The sequence below is a fragment of the Streptomyces sp. TRM68367 genome (genome assembly GCF_014495685.1).
Lineage (GTDB): Bacteria > Actinomycetota > Actinomycetes > Streptomycetales > Streptomycetaceae > Streptomyces.
On record NZ_JACTVI010000006.1, the window covers coordinates 59811 to 77992 of the forward strand.

At 69.8% G+C, this 18182-nt stretch carries 13 protein-coding genes and 1 tRNA gene; 4 read left to right on the plus strand and 10 right to left on the minus strand.

Annotated elements, in window-relative coordinates; translation table 11 throughout:
- Window positions 1–52: 52 nt before the first annotated feature.
- Window positions 53–135 (minus strand) — tRNA-Leu (locus H8R17_RS06410).
- Between the two features lie 98 nt (window positions 136–233).
- Here H8R17_RS06410 and H8R17_RS06415 point away from each other — a divergent pair.
- On the plus strand, window positions 234–890 hold the full coding sequence (locus tag H8R17_RS06415; RefSeq protein ID WP_187822156.1) for an ANTAR domain-containing response regulator: 657 nt from the start codon (window positions 234–236) through the stop codon (window positions 888–890).
- 92 nt (window positions 891–982) lie between these two features.
- Here the strand turns inward: H8R17_RS06415 and H8R17_RS06420 are convergent, their stop codons facing one another.
- The 8 genes from H8R17_RS06420 to H8R17_RS06455 form a co-directional block, all read right to left on the minus strand.
- Entirely contained in the window at window positions 983–1699 is a 717-nt protein-coding gene (locus tag H8R17_RS06420) for an ABC transporter ATP-binding protein (protein ID WP_187822157.1), read from the minus strand.
- Window positions 1696–2568, minus strand: coding sequence for an ABC transporter ATP-binding protein (locus H8R17_RS06425; RefSeq protein WP_399476349.1), 873 nt, complete (start codon window positions 2566–2568; stop codon window positions 1696–1698). The genes H8R17_RS06420 and H8R17_RS06425 overlap by 4 nt, the downstream gene beginning before the upstream one ends.
- On the minus strand, window positions 2565–4394 hold the full coding sequence (locus H8R17_RS06430) for a branched-chain amino acid ABC transporter permease (protein ID WP_187822159.1): 1830 nt from the start codon (window positions 4392–4394) through the stop codon (window positions 2565–2567). Before H8R17_RS06430 ends, H8R17_RS06425 begins: the two co-directional genes overlap by 4 nt.
- Before the next feature lie 5 nt (window positions 4395–4399).
- Window positions 4400–5329, minus strand: a complete 930-nt coding sequence (locus tag H8R17_RS06435; protein ID WP_187822160.1) for a branched-chain amino acid ABC transporter permease — start codon at window positions 5327–5329, stop codon at window positions 4400–4402.
- 118 nt (window positions 5330–5447) lie between these two features.
- Entirely contained in the window at window positions 5448–6674 is a 1227-nt protein-coding gene (locus tag H8R17_RS06440) for a branched-chain amino acid ABC transporter substrate-binding protein (RefSeq protein ID WP_316959330.1), read from the minus strand.
- Window positions 6675–7214: 540 nt separating this feature from the next.
- Window positions 7215–8141 carry a trypsin-like serine protease gene (locus H8R17_RS06445; protein WP_223124724.1) on the minus strand — a complete coding sequence of 309 codons (927 nt, stop codon included), beginning with the start codon at window positions 8139–8141 and terminating at the stop codon, window positions 7215–7217.
- A gap of 153 nt (window positions 8142–8294) precedes the next feature.
- The gene (locus tag H8R17_RS06450) at window positions 8295–8783 is read right to left on the minus strand and encodes a PaaI family thioesterase (protein WP_187822162.1); all 489 of its coding nucleotides are present in this window, start codon (window positions 8781–8783) and stop codon (window positions 8295–8297) included.
- A gap of 59 nt (window positions 8784–8842) precedes the next feature.
- Window positions 8843–11134, minus strand: a complete 2292-nt coding sequence (locus tag H8R17_RS06455) for an FdhF/YdeP family oxidoreductase (RefSeq protein WP_187822163.1) — start codon at window positions 11132–11134, stop codon at window positions 8843–8845.
- 358 nt (window positions 11135–11492) lie between these two features.
- Here H8R17_RS06455 and polA point away from each other — a divergent pair, with 358 nt between their 5' ends.
- Window positions 11493–14216 carry a DNA polymerase I gene (gene polA, locus H8R17_RS06460; protein ID WP_187822164.1) on the plus strand — a complete coding sequence of 908 codons (2724 nt, stop codon included), beginning with the start codon at window positions 11493–11495 and terminating at the stop codon, window positions 14214–14216.
- 654 nt (window positions 14217–14870) lie between these two features.
- On the opposite strand, the gene H8R17_RS06465 is transcribed toward polA, so the two are convergent.
- The gene (locus H8R17_RS06465; protein ID WP_187822165.1) at window positions 14871–15776 is read right to left on the minus strand and encodes a DUF4184 family protein; all 906 of its coding nucleotides are present in this window, start codon (window positions 15774–15776) and stop codon (window positions 14871–14873) included.
- Between the two features lie 338 nt (window positions 15777–16114).
- On the opposite strand from H8R17_RS06465, the gene H8R17_RS06470 reads away from it, so the two are divergent.
- Together H8R17_RS06470 and H8R17_RS06475 are read left to right on the plus strand one after the other, a co-directional pair.
- On the plus strand, window positions 16115–17860 hold the full coding sequence (locus H8R17_RS06470) for a lytic transglycosylase domain-containing protein (RefSeq protein ID WP_187822166.1): 1746 nt from the start codon (window positions 16115–16117) through the stop codon (window positions 17858–17860).
- A 173-nt stretch (window positions 17861–18033) separates the two neighbouring features.
- A complete protein-coding gene (locus tag H8R17_RS06475) occupies window positions 18034–18168 on the plus strand; it encodes an SPW_0924 family protein (RefSeq protein WP_187822167.1) in 135 nt (44 codons plus the stop codon).
- Window positions 18169–18182 lie beyond the last annotated feature (14 nt).

The window sequence follows — 18182 nt, forward strand, 5'->3', positions numbered from 1 at the left end:
GTGTGCAGCAAAAAGCGGAGGTTCACGCGAACGTGAGCCTCCGCTTCAGAGGTGCCGGGTGCGGGATTCGAACCCGCACGCCCTTTCAGGCAATCGCTTTTGAGGCGATCATGTCTACCCTTCCATCAACCCGGCAACAGGGCTGCTGGGAGTGTACCGGTTCCCTGCATACATACGCAGCTAGGTACCCTGCTTGGAAGCAGTACCGGCCTGCCCCGCAACAAGGAGCCCACGTGAGCGCCCCCGAGTCGCCCCAGCCGCAAGACGTGTCCGATGACGACAAGTCGCACGTGCCTCCGCTGACGACCCGTGTCGTCATCGCCGAGGACGAGGCCCTGATCCGGCTCGACCTGAAAGAGATGCTGGAGGAAGAGGGATACACCGTCGTCGGTGAGGCCGGTGACGGTGAGCAGGCCGTCGAGCTGGTCCGGGAGCACCGGCCGGATCTGGTGATTCTCGATGTGAAGATGCCGAAGCTGGACGGCATCTCCGCGGCCGAGAAGATCGCCGAGGAGCGGATCGCCCCGGTGCTGATGCTGACCGCGTTCTCCCAGCGGGACCTCGTCGAGCGTGCCCGTGACGCGGGGGCCATGGCGTATCTGGTGAAGCCGTTCAGCAAGAGCGACGTCGTGCCGGCGATCGAGATGGCCGTCTCGCGCTTCACCGAGCTGCGGGAGCTGGAGAAGGAGGTCGCCGACCTCTCCCTGCGGCTGGAGACGCGCAAGCTCGTGGACCGGGCGAAGTCGATTCTGCAGACGGAGTACGGGCTGACCGAGCCCGCCGCGTTCCGGTGGATCCAGAAGACCTCGATGGACCGGCGGATGTCCATGCAGCAGGTCGCGCAGGCCGTCATCGACGACTCCGAGGAGAAGAAGTCGTCCAAGGGCTGATTCCCGCCGACTCGTACGACGAGGCCTGCGTCCCCCGGAGCACAGGGGCGCGGGCCTCGTCGTACGGCGTCGTACGGCCGATGAGGCGCTGCTCAGTCCTCGCCGAGGTAGGCCTTGCGCACGGACTCGTCGTGCAGCAGGTCCTGGCCCGAGCCGGACAGGACGATCTTGCCGACCTCCATGACGTGGCCGTGGTCGGCCAGGGAGAGCGCGGCCTGGGCGTTCTGCTCGATGAGCAGGATGGTGGTGCCCTGGTCCTTCAGTTCCTGGATGGTCGACATGATCTTCTGCATCATGATCGGCGACAGTCCCATGGAGGGTTCGTCGAGCATGAGCAGCTTCGGCCGGGACATCAGCGCCCTGCCCATGGCGAGCATCTGCTGCTCGCCGCCGGACAGGGTGCCGGCGGCCTGCCTCCGGCGCTCCCCGAGGATGGGGAAGAGGTCGTAGGCGCGCTTGATGTCCTTCTCGATGCTCTCCTTGTCGTTGCGGAGGTAGGCGCCGAGGCGGAGGTTGTCCTCGATCGTCATGCGCGGGAAGATGTGCCGTCCCTCGGGGGAGTGGGCCAGGCCCAACGAGACGATCTTGTGGGCGGGGATCTTCTTGAGCGACGTGCCGTCGAACCTGATGTGCCCGGAGACCGGCTGGAGCAGGCCGGACAGGGTCCTGAGTGTCGTGGTCTTGCCGGCGCCGTTGGTTCCGATGAGGGTGACGACCTCGCCCGCGTCGACCGTGAACGAGATGCCTTTGACGGCCTCGATCTTGCCGTAGGCGACCCTGAGGTCCTCGACCTCCAGCAGTGCGGTCACTTGTCGTCCCCTTCTGTGGTGCTGTGCGCCTCGGCGGTCTCGACCTCCGCGGCCTCCGCCCGGCCCGGCTCGCCCTCGAAGGGGGTGCCGAGGTAGGCGGCGATGACCCGCTCGTCGGCTTGGACTGCCTCGGGGGACCCTTCGACGATCTTCTCGCCCTGGACGAGCACGGCGACCCGGTCGCTGAGGTTCATGATGAACCGGATGTCGTGCTCGATGACGAGGACGGCGACGCCTTTGTCGCGGATGGCGAAGACCAGTTCCTCGGTGGCCCGGGTCTCCAGCGGGTTCATGCCGGCGGTGGGCTCGTCCAGCAGGAGCAGGCCGGGTTCGCTGGCGAGGGCGCGGGCGATTTCCAGCTTGCGCTGCTCGCCGTAGGGCAGGTTGCGGGCGAGGTGGTCGGCCTTGGTGGCGAGCCCGGTGAATTCCAGAAGTTCCATGGCCCGCATCCGGGACTCCTCCTCGGCCTTCTTGAAGCCGGGCAGGCGCAGCAGTGCTGACCAGAGGCCTTCCTTGGTCCGGGTGTGCCGGCCGACGAGCACGTTCTCCAGCACTGTCATGTTGGCGAACAGCCGGATGTTCTGGAAGGTGCGGGCGATGCCGGCCTGGGTGACCAGGTGCGGCTTGGGCGGCAGGACGGTGTCCTTGTACTTCACCGTGCCTTCGGTTGGCACGTACAGGCCGGTGAGGCAGTTGAAGAACGTCGTTTTGCCGGCGCCGTTGGGGCCGATCAGGCCGACGATCTCGCCGGTGTTCACGGTGAGGTCGACGGAGCGTACGGCGGTCAGGCCGCCGAAGCGCATGGTGACGCCGCTCGCGTCGAGCACCGTTGTGCCGGTGGGTGCGGTCGTGGTGGTCATGGCGGTCACGCACCTGCCTTCGCGACGCCGGTCGCGCCCTCGGGCAGCGCCTTGTCGTCCGGTACGTCGAGCTGTCCGGTCTCGTGGAATTCGAGTTGTTTCCTGCGGTCGGCGATCAGGCCCTCGGGGCGGCTGCGCATCAGCAGCACCAGTGCGAAGCCGAACAGCAGCAGCTGGTAGTCCTGCATGAACTGGAGCTTGGCCGGGATCAGGTAGAGCAGCGCGGCGCCGATCAGCGGGCCGCTGATCGTGCCCATGCCGCCGAGGATGACGGCGGCGAGCAGGAACGCCGAGTTGGGGGGCACCGGACCGGCGAACTGGTACTGCTCGGGCGTGATGCTGTACGACACGTGAGCCTGTACGGTGCCGGCCAGACCTGCCAGCGTGGCGCCGAGCGCGAATGCGAGGAGTTTGAGGCGGAAGCCGTTGATGCCCATGGCGTTGGCGGCGGTCTCGTCCTCGCGGATGGCGACCCAGGCACGGCCGATGCGGGACTCCGCCGAGCGGCGGAAGACCATCACGACGATGGCCGTGAACAGCAGCATCAGCAGGTAGTAGTTGCCGGAACGGGTCAGTTCGTGGCCTAGGACGTCGTGCGCGTTCCCCAGGTTGAATCCGAAGAGTTCCAGGTCCGGGATGTTGGGGATACCGGTGGAGCCGTTGGTGATGTCCGGGCCGCTGTTGCCGTTCAGGTTGTTCATGGTGATGCGGAAGATCTCACCGAATCCGAGCGTCACGATGGCGAGGTAGTCGCCGCGTAGCCGCAGGGTCGGGGCGCCGATCACCACGCCGAAGATCAGTGAGGCTGCCGCGCCGGTGAGGACGGCGGCCCAGAACGGGAACTGCACGCCGATGGTGGACTGCGGTGACCCGGATACCAGCGCTGCGGCGTATGCGCCGACGCCGAGGAAGGCGACGTAGCCGAGGTCGAGCAGGCCGGCGAGGCCGACGACCACGTTCAGGCCCAGTGCGACCGTGGCGAAGATCAGGATGTTGGCGCCGATCAGCGCGTACTGGTCGTTGGTCTGTGTGAACGGGAAGCAGATTGCCGCGACCAGGGCGGCGGCCAGCGTCACGTTGCGGTGCTTGGCCGTGAGGGCGGAGAGCCGTTTGACGAGCCCCGCCTTGGCGACCGACGCGAAGCCGAACGCGGCCAGCACCAGGAAGCCGACGAACAGCTGGGAGTACTCGGTGCCGATGCCGTACGCGAAGATGTACAGCCCGAGGCCGAAGCCTGCGGCGATGATCAGGATCTCGGCCCAGGCCGGCAGCTCCTTGGCGCGGCCGGGTGCGGGCGCGCTGAACGAGTGCCGCAGCCGTGCCCACAGGTTCGGCGTGGACTCGTCGGCGCCGTACGGCTCGTCGGCGGGCAGGCCGAGTGCGCCGAGGACGGCGATCAGGGCGCCGATGCCGGACACCCAGGCGCCGGGTTCGAGGTTGATGAGGCCGCCGAGTTCCGCGGAGATCGCGCCCATGGTGTAGCCGGTGGTGCCGAGGACACCGAGCGCGGCCAGCAGCACGGGGCTGTTGGTGCCGCCGGGGGTGAGCCAGCCGAGGCCCCGGATACCGTAGCCGGAGAGCAGGAACAGCAGCGTGACCACGGCTCCCACGAGCGTGAGCACCTGCAGGCCGCCTGGGTAGGCGGTGACGGTGAGGTTGCCGGGGAAGTCATGCGTCCAGGTCCAGGCGAGGAACGTGCCCGCGAGGGCGATGAGGGATCCGACGGCCGTGATGGCGCGTGCCGCGGCGGGCGGCAGCGGGATGACCGGGGCCGGGGTGGTGGCGGGGGTCTTCAGGACGTTCCCGCTCTTGTCGGTGGTGGTGTTGGTGGTCATGGGTATCACGCCCGATCCGCGACGCGTTCGCCGAGCAGACCCTGTGGCCTGAAGAGCAGGACGAGGATGAGCAGGCTGAACGCCCACACGTCCTTCCAGGCGCCGCCGCCGAACAGCTCCATGCCGGGGATGTCGCCGATGTAGCCGGTGGCGAGGGACTCGGCGACACCGAGGACGACACCGCCGAGCATCGCGCCGTAGATGTTGCCGATGCCGCCGAGCACGGCTGCTGTGAACGCCTTGAGGCCCATGAGGAAGCCCATGCGGAAGCCGACCTGACCGTTCTTCAGGCCGTAGGCGACGGCGGCGATGGCGGCGAACGCGGCACCGATGGCGAACGCCATGACGATGACGCGGTCGGTGTTGATGCCCATCAGCTTGGCCGTGTCGGGGTCCTGGGCGGTGGCCTGCATGCCGCGGCCGGAGCGGGTCTTGGTGACGAAGAGGCCGAGGGCGAGCATGCACAGGGGTGCGGCGATGAGGACGAAGAGGTCGCCGCGCTGGATGTTGGCGCCGAAGATGTCGAACGGGCCGCCCTCGAACTGGGGGAAGGGTCTGTCCTTCTTGGCGTCGGGGTACCACTTCCACACGATCTGCTGCAGCACGATGGACAGACCGATGGCGGTGATGAGCGGCGCGAGGCGTGGTGCGCCGCGCAGCGGCCGGTACGCGAAGCGTTCGGCCGCGGTGGCGACGGCGACCGAGACGACGATGCCGCCGAGGATCATGAGCGGGACGGCGGCGCCGAGGCCGAAGCCGTCGGGGAGCCACAGCCAGACGGTCAGGGCCCCGAAGCCCCCGACCATGAAGATCTCGCCGTGGGCGAAGTTGATGAGCTGGACGATGCCGTAGACCATCGTGTAGCCGATCGCGATGAGACCGTACATCGCGCCGAGGATGAGTCCATTGGCCAGCTGTTGCGGCAGTTCGTTCACCGCAGGGCCTCCGTGGAGTGGTTCGGATACGGCGCCGCGCGGAAGCGCTGGTGGGCGCTGCCGCGCGGCCTGATCAATGTCTGATGCGGGGAGGGGTCCCCACTGGTCCTTCTCTCGGCTACACCTTGGGGGAGGCGCTGTACTCGGGCACCCACGCGTTGTTCTTGATCACGTACGCGGTCATCAGCGTGTTGGTGGTGTCCCCGAACTTGTCGAACGAGATCGTGCCCGTGACACCGTCGAACTTGATCTTGCTCATGGCGTCCAGGACCGCCTTGCGGCCGTCGGACGGCAGCTTGCCGTCGTTGTCCTCGACCGCCTTCTTGACGGCCTCGATGATCGACCAGGTGGCGTCGTAGGTGAGGCCGCCGTACGCCTCGTACGGGTCCTCGTAGTTCTCGGCCTTGTAGTCGGCTATGAACTTCTTGGCGGAGGCGAGCTGCTCGACGGGCTTGCCGACGGAGGTGGCGAGGTCGCCCTCGGCCTTCTTGTTGAGCTTCGGGTACTCGCCGGAGTAGATGCCGTCGCCGCCCATCAGCGGGATGGTGTTGCCGCTGTCCTTGAGCTGCTGGCTGAGCGGGGCGGCCGCGGGGTACTCACCGCCGTAGTAGAGGGCCTCGGCACCCGTCTTCTTGACCTTGGCGACGACGGCGTTGAAGTCGCGGTCGTCGGGGTTGATGTGGTCGGTGCCGACGATCTGGCCGCCGAGCTTGGTGAAGTTCGTCTTGAAGGAGGCGGCGAGACCGGCGCCGTAGGTCTTCTGGTCGTCGATCAGGTAGACCTTCTTCTTCTTGGCCCGGTTGAAGAGGTACTCGGCCGCGAAGGCGCCCTGGATCTCGTCGGTGGTGGCCGTGCGGAAGAACGTCTTGAACTGGCGGACCGAGTTGCCGGTCTTCCAGCCGTCGCCCTGGGTCAGCTCGGTCCCGGTGTTGGCGGGGGAGACCTGGACCAGGCCGGCGTCGTTGAACGGCTTCTGCATCGACTGGGAGACGCTGGAGTTCAGCGGGCCGACGACGCCGAGGAGTTCGTTGTTGCTGATGAACTTCTGCGCGTTCTGCTGGCCGACGGAGGGCTGGGCCTGGTCGTCGAGGGGTTCGATCTTGAACTCTATGCCCTTGACGAACTCGTCCTTGTTGGCGTTCTTCGCGGCCAGGTCGGCGGAGTTCCTGATGCCGAGTCCGAGGGCGGACAGATCACCGGACAGCGGGGCGTCGACCCCGATCACAACAGTGGTCTTGTCGCCGCCACCACCGCTGCCGTTGTTGTCGCGTGACCCGCATGCGGTGAGGGTGAGCGATCCCGCCGCGAGCGCGGCGGTGATGGCAATGAGCGAACGTTGACGCACGGAATCCAGTCCTTTCCCTGGCACGGCGGCCCTCTTGGGACGCGCCGAGTCGAGCGCTGGACCGAAGTGACTTCGCATCCGGTGGCGCGGTGACTGGCGGTGACTCTAAGCCGGGGTGGGGAAATGGTGGAGTGGTCTGGCCCAGGATGTGACTCTCTTGTTATGCCCCGGAGTATCGCAGAGCGCTACGCGAGGGGTGGAAAGGGTGAATTCCGTCCGGTTCGTCATGTCCGCATGGTGAGAACGTGCAGGGTGTGCCGCCGTCGACTGCAGGAGTGTTTCTGTGTTTTGCTCATGACGGCACTTGCTGCCGAAGGCGACCTGACCTCCGGAGGGGCGGGGGTTATGCCACGTTCGGGCCAAAAAGGAGCCAGCCATGGAGGGTTCCATTCCGCTTTGCTTGATTGCTAGTGAATTACGCAGCGTTACGGCTGGGAAAGGAGGTCCGGCGTTCCGGGCACTTTTCCTTATCGGGTGCCCCGTTACGGAATGCCGGACCCCATTTCAAGATCGAACCGCCCCGGGGGTGCGTCGCGGTGATCAGGGCAGGGCGACGAACGGCTTCAGGAAGGAGCGGGCGCCCGGGGTGTCCAGACGGTACGTCACATTCGTGGCGTAGCACGGGGTGTCGCCGGTGATGGTGGTCGCGGCGAGGACCCGTTTGCCACCGACCATCGCGAAGTTGGGGCCGCCCGAATCGCCGTAGCACGCACCGCCGTTGCCCTGCGGCGCGGTCATGGCCAGGCGTACCCAGGCGTCGTTGAGGGCGTCGAAGGTGACGGGCGCCTTCATCCGGACGCCGCCGCCGGGGTGGGCCTGTCCACCGGGGCCGTTCGCCGCCTCCTGGGTGCCGTATCCGGCGACGAGCCAGTCGGTGGTGTTCAGGCCCCGCGGGCCGAGCTTGCCGAGCTGGTTGGCGGTGGGCAGGGCGGCCGGGGTGAAGCTCCAGCGCGCCTTCATCCTGGCGGCGGGCAGTTCGATCACGGCGATGTCGTGCGGGTCGGACGCGGGCCCCGGGTAGTCGGGGTGGCTGTGGGCGGCGCCCTGGACGGCGACGGCGCCGGCCTGTGCGGCCGGGTCGCCCGGGTACTTCTTCGCGGCGGCGTCGAGCCCGGACTGCACGTCCTGGTCCAGCGACACGTAGAACTTCACGTTGGCGGGCCAGCCGGTGGTGCAGTGCGCGGCGGTCAGGAACGTGTCCGCGTCGATCATGGTGCCGGAGCAGACCCAGTCGACCCGGTCCGGGGTCGCGGGGTTGCCGTCGTTGTCCCAGGTCGCGACGAGTGCGCCGACCTCGGTGCGCTCCGGGGCGGGGGTCGCGTTGTACGAGTTGATCGCGGAGGAGGGCAGCGCGGTGGCGAGTACGGCGGTGCAGGCCGCGGCGGTGACGACGGCAGCGCGGCGACGGGTGGGGGCGCGGAGGCCGGCGGGGATGCGACGGCTGGTGGCGGGGCGGAGGCTGGTCAAGAGAAACCCTTCTGCGGTGGGACGGGTGTTCTCCTGTGGGGGCGGAGCAGCGCCAGTGAAGCGTGCGGGGGCGGCCGCGACAAGAGTGCGCCCGCCCCCGCGAGGGTTTTCCCTACGCCGGTCCGACCGCAGCGCGCAGGTGGGTGCCGCCGGTCAGCTCGCCGCGCGCACGTGGTCGCCGTCGCCCGGCCGTACGTCGCGCAGCAGGCAGGTCAGCCGGGCGGTGCACACCCGCCGGTCCTCCTCGTCGCTGATGACGATCTCGTACGTCGCCGTGGAGCGCCCCCGGTGCAGGGGCGTGGCCACGCCCGTGACCAGGCCGGAGCGCACCCCGCGGTGGTGCGTGCAGTTGAGGTCGACGCCGACGGCGATCTTGGAGCTGCCCGCGTGCAGCATCGAGCCCACCGAGCCCAGCGTCTCGGCCAGCACCGCGGACGCGCCCCCGTGCAGCAGCCCGTACGGCTGGGTGTTGCCCTCGACCGGCATGGTGCCGACGACCCGTTCCGGCGAGGCCTCGACGATCTGCACCCCCATCCGGGTGCCCAGGTGCCCGGCGGAGAACAGGGCGACCAGGTCGATGCCGAGCGCGGAGTACTCGTCGATGACCTCTTGCGGGAACGTCACGTGCTGCTGCTCGCCCATAGGGCCCGTCCGTTCGTCGTGATCGTGATCAATCAGCTGTCTGCTGGCTGAGCAAACGCTCAGTCGGTCGCCGATTGTTCCAGACGGACCACGACGCACTTGCTGGCCGGGGTGTTGCTGGTGTCCGCGGTGGCGTCCAGCGGGACGAGCACGTTGGTCTCCGGGTAGTACGCGGCGGCGCAGCCGCGGGCGGTGGGATAGTGCACGACCCGGAAGCCGGCTGCCCGGCGCTCCACGCCGTCCTGCCACTCGCTGACCAGGTCGACGTAGGAGCCGTCGGCGATGTCCAGCCGCCGGGCATCCTCGGGGTTGACCATGACCACACGGCGGCCGTTCGTGATCCCCCGGTAGCGGTCGTCCAGGCCGTAGATCGTGGTGTTGTACTGGTCGTGCGAGCGCAGGGTCTGCAGCAGCAACCGGCCCTCGGGCAGCTCGGGGTACTCCACTGGCGCGGCGGTGAAGTTGGCCTTGCCGGTGGCCGTCGGGAAACGGCGCTCGTCGCGCGGGGCGTGCGGGAGCGCGAAGCCGCCAGGGCGACCAGCAGAACCAGTCACGCGCGCGTTGAAGTCCTCGAAACCGGGGACAACGCGCGCGATGCGGTCGCGGATCGTCGCGTAGTCCTTCTCGAACTGCTCCCAGGGCGTCGCGCTGCCCTCGCCCAGCACACGGCGGGCCAGCCGGCACACGATGGCCGGCTCGGACAGCAGGTACGGGCTCGCCGGCTCCAGCCGGCCGCGCGAGGCGTGCACCATGCCCATCGAGTCCTCGACGGTCACGAACTGCTCGCCGCTGCCCTGCAGGTCACGCTCGGTACGGCCGAGGGTGGGCAGGATGAGCGCCCGCGCGCCCGTGACCGCATGCGAGCGGTTCAGCTTCGTCGACACGTGCACGGTGAGCCGGGCGCGGCGCATCGCCGCCTCGGTGACCTCCGTGTCCGGTGACGCCGACACGAAGTTGCCGCCCATCGCGAAGAACACCTTCGCCTCGCCGTCGCGCAGCGCGCGGATGGCCCGTACGACGTCGTAGCCGTGCTCACGCGGGGGAGTGAAGCCGAACTCCTTCTCCAGGGCGTCCAGGAAGGCCGGAGCGGGCCGCTCGAAGATGCCCATCGTGCGGTCGCCCTGCACGTTCGAGTGACCGCGCACCGGGCACACGCCCGCTCCCGGGCGGCCGATGTTGCCGCGCAGCAGGAGGAAGTTCACGACCTCTCTGATGGTCGGCACGGCGTGCTTGTGCTGGGTGAGGCCCATCGCCCAGCACACGATGGTGCGCTGCGAGGTGAGGATCATCCCCAGGGCCTTGTCGATGTCCTCCCGGGACAGGCCGGTCGCGGTCAGCGTCTCGCCCCAGTCGGCGGCGCGGGCGGCCTCGGCGAACTCCTCGTACCCGTGCGTGTGGTCCCGGACGAAGGCCTCGTCGACCCCGCCCTCCGTCTCGAGGATCAGCTTGTTGAGCAGCCGGAACAGGGCCTGGTCGCCGCCGATGCGGATCTGCAGGAACAGGTCGGTGAGCGAGGCGCCCTTGAGCATGCCCTGCGGGGTCTGCGGGTTCTTGAAGCGCTCCAGGCCCGCCTCGGGCAGCGGGTTGACGCTGATCACCCGCGCGCCGTTCGCCTTGGCCTTCTCCAGGGCGGAGAGCATACGCGGGTGGTTCGTGCCCGGGTTCTGCCCGGCGACGATGATCAGGTCCGCCTGGTAGAGGTCCTCCAGCATGACGCTGCCCTTGCCGATGCCGATCGTCTCGGACAGGGCCGAGCCGGACGACTCGTGGCACATGTTGGAGCAGTCCGGCAGGTTGTTCGTGCCGAGCTCGCGCGCGAAGAGCTGGTAGAGGAACGCGGCTTCGTTGCTGGTGCGGCCGGAGGTGTAGAAGAGCGCCTCGTCGGGGGAGCCGAGGGCGGCGATCTCCTCCGCGATGATGTCGAAGGCGCGCTCCCAGGTGACCGGCTCGTAGTGGTCCGCCCCTTCGGGGAGATACATGGGGTGCGTGAGCCGCCCCTGCTGGCCCAGCCAGTACCCGCTCCTGGTCGCGAGGTCGGTGACGGAGTGCGCGGCGAAGAACTCCGGGGTGACCCGGCGCAGCGTGGCCTCCTCGGCCACCGCCTTCGCGCCGTTCTCGCAGAACTCCGCCTTGTGCCGGTGGTCCGGCTCCGGCCAGGCGCAGCCGGGGCAGTCGAAGCCGTCCTTCTGGTTGACGCGCAGCAGCGTCAGCGCGGTGCGCTTCACGCCCATCTGCTGCTGGGCGATGCGCAGCGTGTGCCCGATGGCCGGCAGCCCCGCAGCCGCGTGCTTCGGCTCGGCGACCTGCGGCGCGTCCTGGACCGGATCACCTTTGGGCGGCTTGGTGGCCATCGCACGCTCTCCTTCGACCGTGAGTGTGAGGTACCTCTTCGATCCTCGCACGGCTCGCTGACAACGCTCGCGGCCGGTCCACACCTCGTGGCCGCGCCTTTCCCGCTGCTCGGCCCTTCCGGCGGGCCTGCCTGCCGTGGGGCTGCCCGCCGTGGGGCCCCGGGTCCTTTCCTTGCCACGTCCTCACTTTCTCCCGTCCGTCTCCTTCTCCCTCCGGCGGCTTTACTTTCCGCCGCAACGGCGGGCAACCACGACGGCGGAGCCCGGCGGTGCCGAAACCGGCCGAAAGCCCCCGGGCCCTCCCCGCCGAGCGCAGGGCCGGGGCCGACTGTCGGTGGGGCGTGGCAGGATCGGGGGCGTGGCAGAGACAGCATCGAAGCAGACCGACAAGACCCCCGGCGGAGACCGCCCGCGGCTGATGCTCATGGACGGGCACTCGCTGGCCTATCGCGCGTTCTTCGCGCTGCCCGCGGAGAACTTCACCACCGCGACCGGACAGCCGACGAACGCGATCTACGGCTTCGCGTCGATGCTGGCCAACACCCTGCGTGACGAGACGCCCACGCACTTCGCGGTCGCCTTCGACGTCTCCCGCAAGACCTGGCGCTCCGAGGAGTTCACGGAGTACAAGGCGAACCGCTCCAAGACCCCGGACGAGTTCAAGGGCCAGGTCGAGCTGATCGGCGAGCTGCTCGACGCGATGGCCGCGGAGCGCTTCGCGGTGGAGGGGTACGAGGCGGACGACGTCATCGCCACCCTCGCCACCCGCGCCGAGGCCGAGGGCTTCGAGGTGCTGATCGTCACCGGCGACCGCGACTCCTTCCAACTGGTCTCCGACCACACAACCGTGCTGTACCCGACGAAGGGCGTCTCCGAGCTGACCCGGTTCACCCCGGAGAAGGTGTTCGAGAAGTACGGCCTGACGCCCGCGCAGTACCCCGACTTCGCCGCCCTGCGCGGCGACCCGTCCGACAACCTCCCCGGCATCCCCGGCGTCGGCGAGAAGACCGCCGCGAAGTGGATCAACCAGTTCGGCTCGTTCGCGGAGCTGGTCGAGCGCGTCGACGAGGTCAAGGGCAAGGCCGGGCAGAACCTCCGCGACCACCTGGAGGCGGTCAAGCTCAACCGCCGGCTCACCGAGCTCGAGCGGAACGTGGAGCTGCCGAAGACGGTCACCGACCTGGAGCGCGCCGCGTACGACCGCAAGGCCGTCGCGATGGTCCTGGACACCCTGGAGATCCGCAACCCGTCGCTGCGCGAGCGGCTCTTCGCCGTCGACCCCGGCGCCGAGGAGGCCGAGCCCCAGCCGACCGCCGAGGGCGTCGAGCTGGACGGCACGGTGCTCGGCTCGGGCGAGCTCGCGCCCTGGCTCGCCGAGCACGGCAAGGCCGTCCTCGGGGTGGCCACGGTCGACACCTGGACGCTGGGCACGGGCGCGGTGGCCGAGGTCGCCCTCGCCGGCGCCGGGGGAGCGGCCGCCTGGTTCGACCCGACGCAGTTGGACGAGGCGGACGAGACCGCGTGGGCGACCTGGCTTGCCGACGCCGCCAAGCCCAAGGTGTTCCACAATGCCAAGGGCGCGATGCGGGTCTTCGCCGAGCACGGCTGGCGCATCGACGGCGTCAGCATGGACACCGCCCTCGCCGCGTACCTGGTCAAGCCCGGCCGCCGCTCCTTCGACCTGGACGCGCTCTCCCTGGAGTACCTCCACCGGGAGCTCGCCCCCGCCGCCGCGGCGGACGGGCAGCTGGCGTTCGGCGCGGACGACGGCGCCGAGGCCGAGGCGCTCATGGTGCAGGCTCGCACGGTCCTCGACCTGGGCGAGGCGTTCGGTGAGCGTCTGAAGGAGGTCGGCGCGGCGGATCTGCTGGGCGACATGGAGCTGCCCACGTCCGCGCTGCTCGCCCGTATGGAGCGGCACGGCATCGCGGCGGCCCGGGCCCACCTGGAGACCATGGAGCAGATGTTCGCGGGCGCCGTGCAGCAGGCCGTGAAGGAGGCGCATGCCGCGGCCGGGCACGAGTTCAACCTTGGCTCGCCCAAGCAGCTCCAGCAGGTGCTCTTCGAGGAGCTGGCCCTGCCCAGGACCAAGCGCACCAAGACCGGCTACACCACCGACGCCGACGCGCTCGCCTGGCTGGCCACCCAGACCGACAACGAACTGCCGGTGATCATGCTCCGCCACCGCGAACAGGCGAAGCTGCGCGTCACCGTCGAGGGCCTGATCAAGACCATCGCGGCGGACGGCCGTATCCACACCACGTTCAACCAGACGGTCGCCGCCACCGGCCGCCTGTCCTCGGTGGACCCGAACCTGCAGAACATCCCGGTCCGCACGGACGAGGGCCGGGCGATCCGCCGCGGCTTCGTCGTCGGCGACGGCTTCGAGTCCCTGATGACGGCGGACTACAGCCAGATCGAGCTGCGCGTGATGGCCCACCTCTCCGAGGACGAGGGCCTGATCGAGGCGTTCACCTCGGGCGAGGACCTGCACACCACCGCGGCGGCGCAGGTGTTCTCCGTCGAACCGGCCGCGGTGGACGCGGAGATGCGCCGCAAGATCAAGGCCATGTCGTACGGCCTGGCGTACGGGCTGTCGGCCTTCGGCCTCTCCCAGCAGCTGAACATCGAGGCCGCGGAGGCCCGCGCCCTGAGGGGCGCCTACTTCGAGCGCTTCGGTGGCGTACGGGACTATCTGCGCCGGGCGGTGGACGAGGCCAGGGCGACGGGCTACACGGCGACGCTCTTCGGGCGCCGTCGGTACCTTCCCGACCTCAACAGCGACAACCGCCAGCGCCGCGAGGCGGCAGAGCGGATGGCCCTCAACGCGCCCATCCAGGGCACGGCGGCCGACATCGTCAAGATCGCCATGCTGAAGGTGGACCGCGCGCTGAAGGAGGCCGGCCTCAAGTCCCGCATGCTCCTCCAGGTCCACGACGAAATCGTCCTGGAAATCGCCCCCGGCGAGCGCACCACCGCCGAGAACCTGATCCGCCACGAAATGTCCAACGCCGTCCATCTCCGAGTCCCCCTCGGCGTCTCCGTGGGCGCGGGCCCGGACTGGGAGTCGGCAGCGCACTGACGAGATCCGGCGGAGCGCCCCTGGACGGTGCGGGTTGGCCTGACGAGGCGGCGCGTGCCGGGTTGCCCTGACCGCGCTCAACCACGACGGCGCATCCCGGCGGTGCCGAACTCACCGAAGCACCCGTCAGGCCCGCCCCCACGCCTGGCACCCACTCCACTCCCCGCACCCAAACTCCGCCGGAACGCAAGAAACCTCCACGGCGCACCCCGGCGGTGCCCAACCCACACAAACTCCCGGTCACCACCCCAACCCGACCCGCACCGCCAACCCGCCCCATCCCCGGAGGGCCCGTCACCCGAGTGGCCCTCGCGAAAAAGCCCCACCCCCGGATCGCCCGCCAAGATGCGGGCATGGGTATACGCATGCTCCATCGCGGCCGCACAGCGCGAGCGCGGGTGGCTGCCGACGCACCCCTCCGCGGAGCGCTCTCGCCGGTCCCGGCCCACGCGGCCGCCGCCAGCACCGCCCGCATCCCCGCCACTCTCACCACGGCCCTGCACCGGGCAACGGCCACCGCGTCCGGCCTCCGCCGACGACTCACCCGCCGCGACACACCGGTCTGGCGACTGTGGGCCGACCTGGCCCGCGGCTACCTCGCCCTCGCCCTCACCCTGCTCCCGCAGCCGCGCCCCGCCCCCACGCTCACCGTGTTCACCGCGCGGCCGGACGCCTCACCTCCGTACCGACGTTCCCGGGACCACCCGGGGCCGTGGCCTGACGCCACACCCTGACCCCCACGGCGTACAGCGGCAGCGCCAGCACGAGCCCAGCGCCAGCCCCGAAGCACACCGCCGGGATCAGGTCCCAGGGCTTCGCGGTGGACCCCCAGTACGCCCACCCGTCGCCCGCCACCGTCCTTGAAGGAGCCGCTGCGCGGCGCAGTTCCCATCCGTGCGACGCCCGCTGCACCGCCGCCACCAGCGCACAGCCACCGATCACCGCCCCGGCCCACCACCGGTCCCGCACCGACAGCACCGCGACCCCCACAGGCTCGGCCGGCGGCGTCCGCCGTACCGCGTACACCACGAACACGGCGATCACCACCGCGGCGACCGCCGAACCGCCGTACTGCAGATACCAGTACAGCGGCGAGCCCGCCACCTCCCGGCCCAGGACCGGGAACAGCCGCATCCCCCACCGGTCGAGATGCGTGAACGCGTCCCACACGACATGCGTCAGCGCCCCGAGTGCCGCGGACACGTACCAGCGCACCACCAACGCCGGCCGTACGCGCGCGCGTGGCACCCCGCACCGCAGCAGCGCAGCCACCCGCCCCTGCCGCGCCCGCGGCAGCAGCGCCACCAACGGCTCGCGCACCAGCAGCCACAGACCCACCAGCGCCCAGGCCACCAGCACGTCGACCGTGAACACCCCCGGGAAGGAGTGCGTGACCTCACCGAACTCCATCGCACCGGACAGGAAATTCGCCGCGGAATAGGTCATGTCGGGTGCGAGGGAACCCGCCACGAGCACGGCCGGGACCAGCGAGCCCCGGCCGGTTCCGTCGGTGCGCACGGCGGGCAGGACGGCCGCCGCATGGCTCAGCGTGAACGGCAACAGGGCTCCTCACGAAGGACGTTGAGGGACGGGACGGCCCCCGTGATCGGTGAGGCCCAGTATGAAGCCCCGCAGCACCCCCTTCGCCGTCTCTGGCCAACTGGTGAAAATCGGGCATGAACGGGTGCCCGCGCAAAGGAAGTTGTCGTAGGGTCGCCTGCGTCACCAGTGCTGGGCCGCACGGTCGAACGTACGAACACAAAGCGTGCGCCGACACAGCGCACGAGCAATACGAAGTGACGCCCGTCGCGGGGGCAACCCTCGCGGAGGGCCGACTGTCAGAATCGGGCGAGCAGACAGAGACGGGCGCTCGGGCGTCCACGGGAGGGGTTCACTCTATGGCGGCGCAATTCGGCAGAAGGCTGCGCAAGGGAGCGGCGACCACCGCCCTGGCCGCGGTCGCGGTCGCGGCCCTGTCCGCCTCCCAGGCCCCGGGGGTGGCGACCGACGAGCACGGCAGACGGGCCGCCGCCGACTCCACGCCCTCACCGGACGCGCACGCCGAGGACAGCGCGACCGGCAACTCGCCGTACTACACCGACCTGCCGCCGCTCAACAGCCCGAACCCCTCGCCGACCACCGGCACCACCCCGACGGCCACCGGCGAGGCGGGCATCCCCGCGACCGTCCTCGACGCCTACAAGAAGGCCGCCACCGCCCTGCGCGAGGCCAAGCCCGGCTGCAACCTGGACTGGGAACTCCTCGCCGCCATCGGCAAGGTCGAGTCCGGCCAGGCAAGAGGCGGCCGCGTCGACGCGAGCGGCACCACCGTCACCCCCATCCTCGGCCCGCAGCTCGACGGCAACGGCTTCGCGCTCATCAAGGACAGCGACGGCGGCGCCTACGACGGCAACAGCGCCTACGACCAGGCCGTCGGCCCCATGCAGTTCATCCCGTCCACCTGGGCGTGGGCGGGCCGGGACGGCAACGGCGACGGCAAGAAGGATCCCAACAACGTCTACGACGCCGCGCTCGCCGCCGGCCACTACCTGTGCCGCAACGGCTGGGACCTGTCCGACCAGGGCGACCTCGACCGCGCGATCCTCAGCTACAACAACTCGCGGGACTACCTCAACCTCGTCCTGAGGTGGCTGGAGTACTACCGCAAGGGCGCCCACGAGATCCCCGACGGCACCGGCACGCTGCCCGTGGGCCGCAGTGACGACAGTAACGACAGGGCCAAGCCCAAGCCGTCGCCCACGGAGCCGAAGACGCCCAAGACCCCCCAGACGCCCGGCGCGCACAGCACTCCGGGTACGCCGCCCCCGGACAAGCCCAAGGATCCGGGCAGCGCCTCGCCGAAGCCCCCGACGCCGCCCGCGGCGGGCTCCCCGAACCCGACCCCGCCGCCCGCCAACACCGATACGGTGGACCACCTGGAGGACGCGGGCACGGCAAAGCTCACCGCGATGGCGGGCGACATGTTCAGCCAGCGGATCAGCACCCGCGCCGAGACCGAGGCCGGCAAGTCCGTCGGCCAGGTCAGGGTCCGCTTCACCGTCATCGGCGACACCGACGCCACCTTCACCGGCGGCGAGAGCGTCGCCACGGTCGCCACGAACAGCTCCGGCGTGGCCGCCGCGCCCGCGCTGAAGGCCGGCGAGAAGACCGGCACCTTCACCGTCCGCGCCACCGTCGTCGGCCGCACCCTCCCCGGCCTGGACTACAAGGCCACGGTCACCGAGCGGGCCGCCGACACCCTCACCCGCACCAGCGACACCGCGCTGACCTGCACCCCGGGCGGCGAGTTCGCCGACCAGGTCGAGGTGAAGGCCACCTACCAGGGCGCCGCGGCCGACAAGGTCGCCGCCACCGCGACCCTGATCAAGTCGGCGGACGACCCGACCGTGAACGACAAGGGCCCCTACTTCAAGGACGCCGACGGCAAGGCCGTACGCACCCTGAAGGACCTGGAGACCGACGCGAAGGGCCTGCTGAAGCTGCCGAAGCTGTACGCGGACGACACCACCGGCACGTTCCTGCTCCGCATCACCACCGTGGGCGGCGCGACCCTCACGGTCGAACTGACCGTGGCGGCGGCCGAGTCGTCGTCACCGAGCCCGTCCACGAGCCCCTCGGCATAACCCGCAACACCGCTTCGTACGGCTTGGTGCAACGTGACTTGATACGACGACGGCGGCGCCCCTCGCCCGAGAGGGGCGCCGCCGCCGTGTGCTCGCCGTGTTCTCATCTCACGCCCCCGTTGCTACGGTGCCGGACCTGACGATGTATCAGCTCGCGCCCGCCGGGAGGCAGCATGCGCGCCATCATCGCCGCCGCGATCGGTCTCGGCGCTGCCTTCGCCCTGGTCCTCACCCTCACCGCCGTGGGTTCCCCGTCCGGCGAGACCTCCCCGAAGCCCCTGCTGACGACCGTGCCCGCACACCCCTGACCCCGCCCGCCCGG

What these genes read in the sequence shown, in the direction of transcription:
- H8R17_RS06455 (WP_187822163.1), bottom strand. Translation starts at nt 11,134, where the DNA reads ATGGCCACCAAGCCGCCCAAAGGTGATCCGGTCCAGGACGCGCCGCAG.
- H8R17_RS06475 (WP_187822167.1), top strand. Translation starts at nt 18,034, where the DNA reads ATGCGCGCCATCATCGCCGCCGCGATCGGTCTCGGCGCTGCCTTCGCC.
- H8R17_RS06430 (WP_187822159.1), bottom strand. Translation starts at nt 4,394, where the DNA reads ATGACCACCAACACCACCACCGACAAGAGCGGGAACGTCCTGAAGACC.
- H8R17_RS06450 (WP_187822162.1), bottom strand. Translation starts at nt 8,783, where the DNA reads ATGGGCGAGCAGCAGCACGTGACGTTCCCGCAAGAGGTCATCGACGAG.
- H8R17_RS06470 (WP_187822166.1), top strand. Translation starts at nt 16,115, where the DNA reads ATGGCGGCGCAATTCGGCAGAAGGCTGCGCAAGGGAGCGGCGACCACC.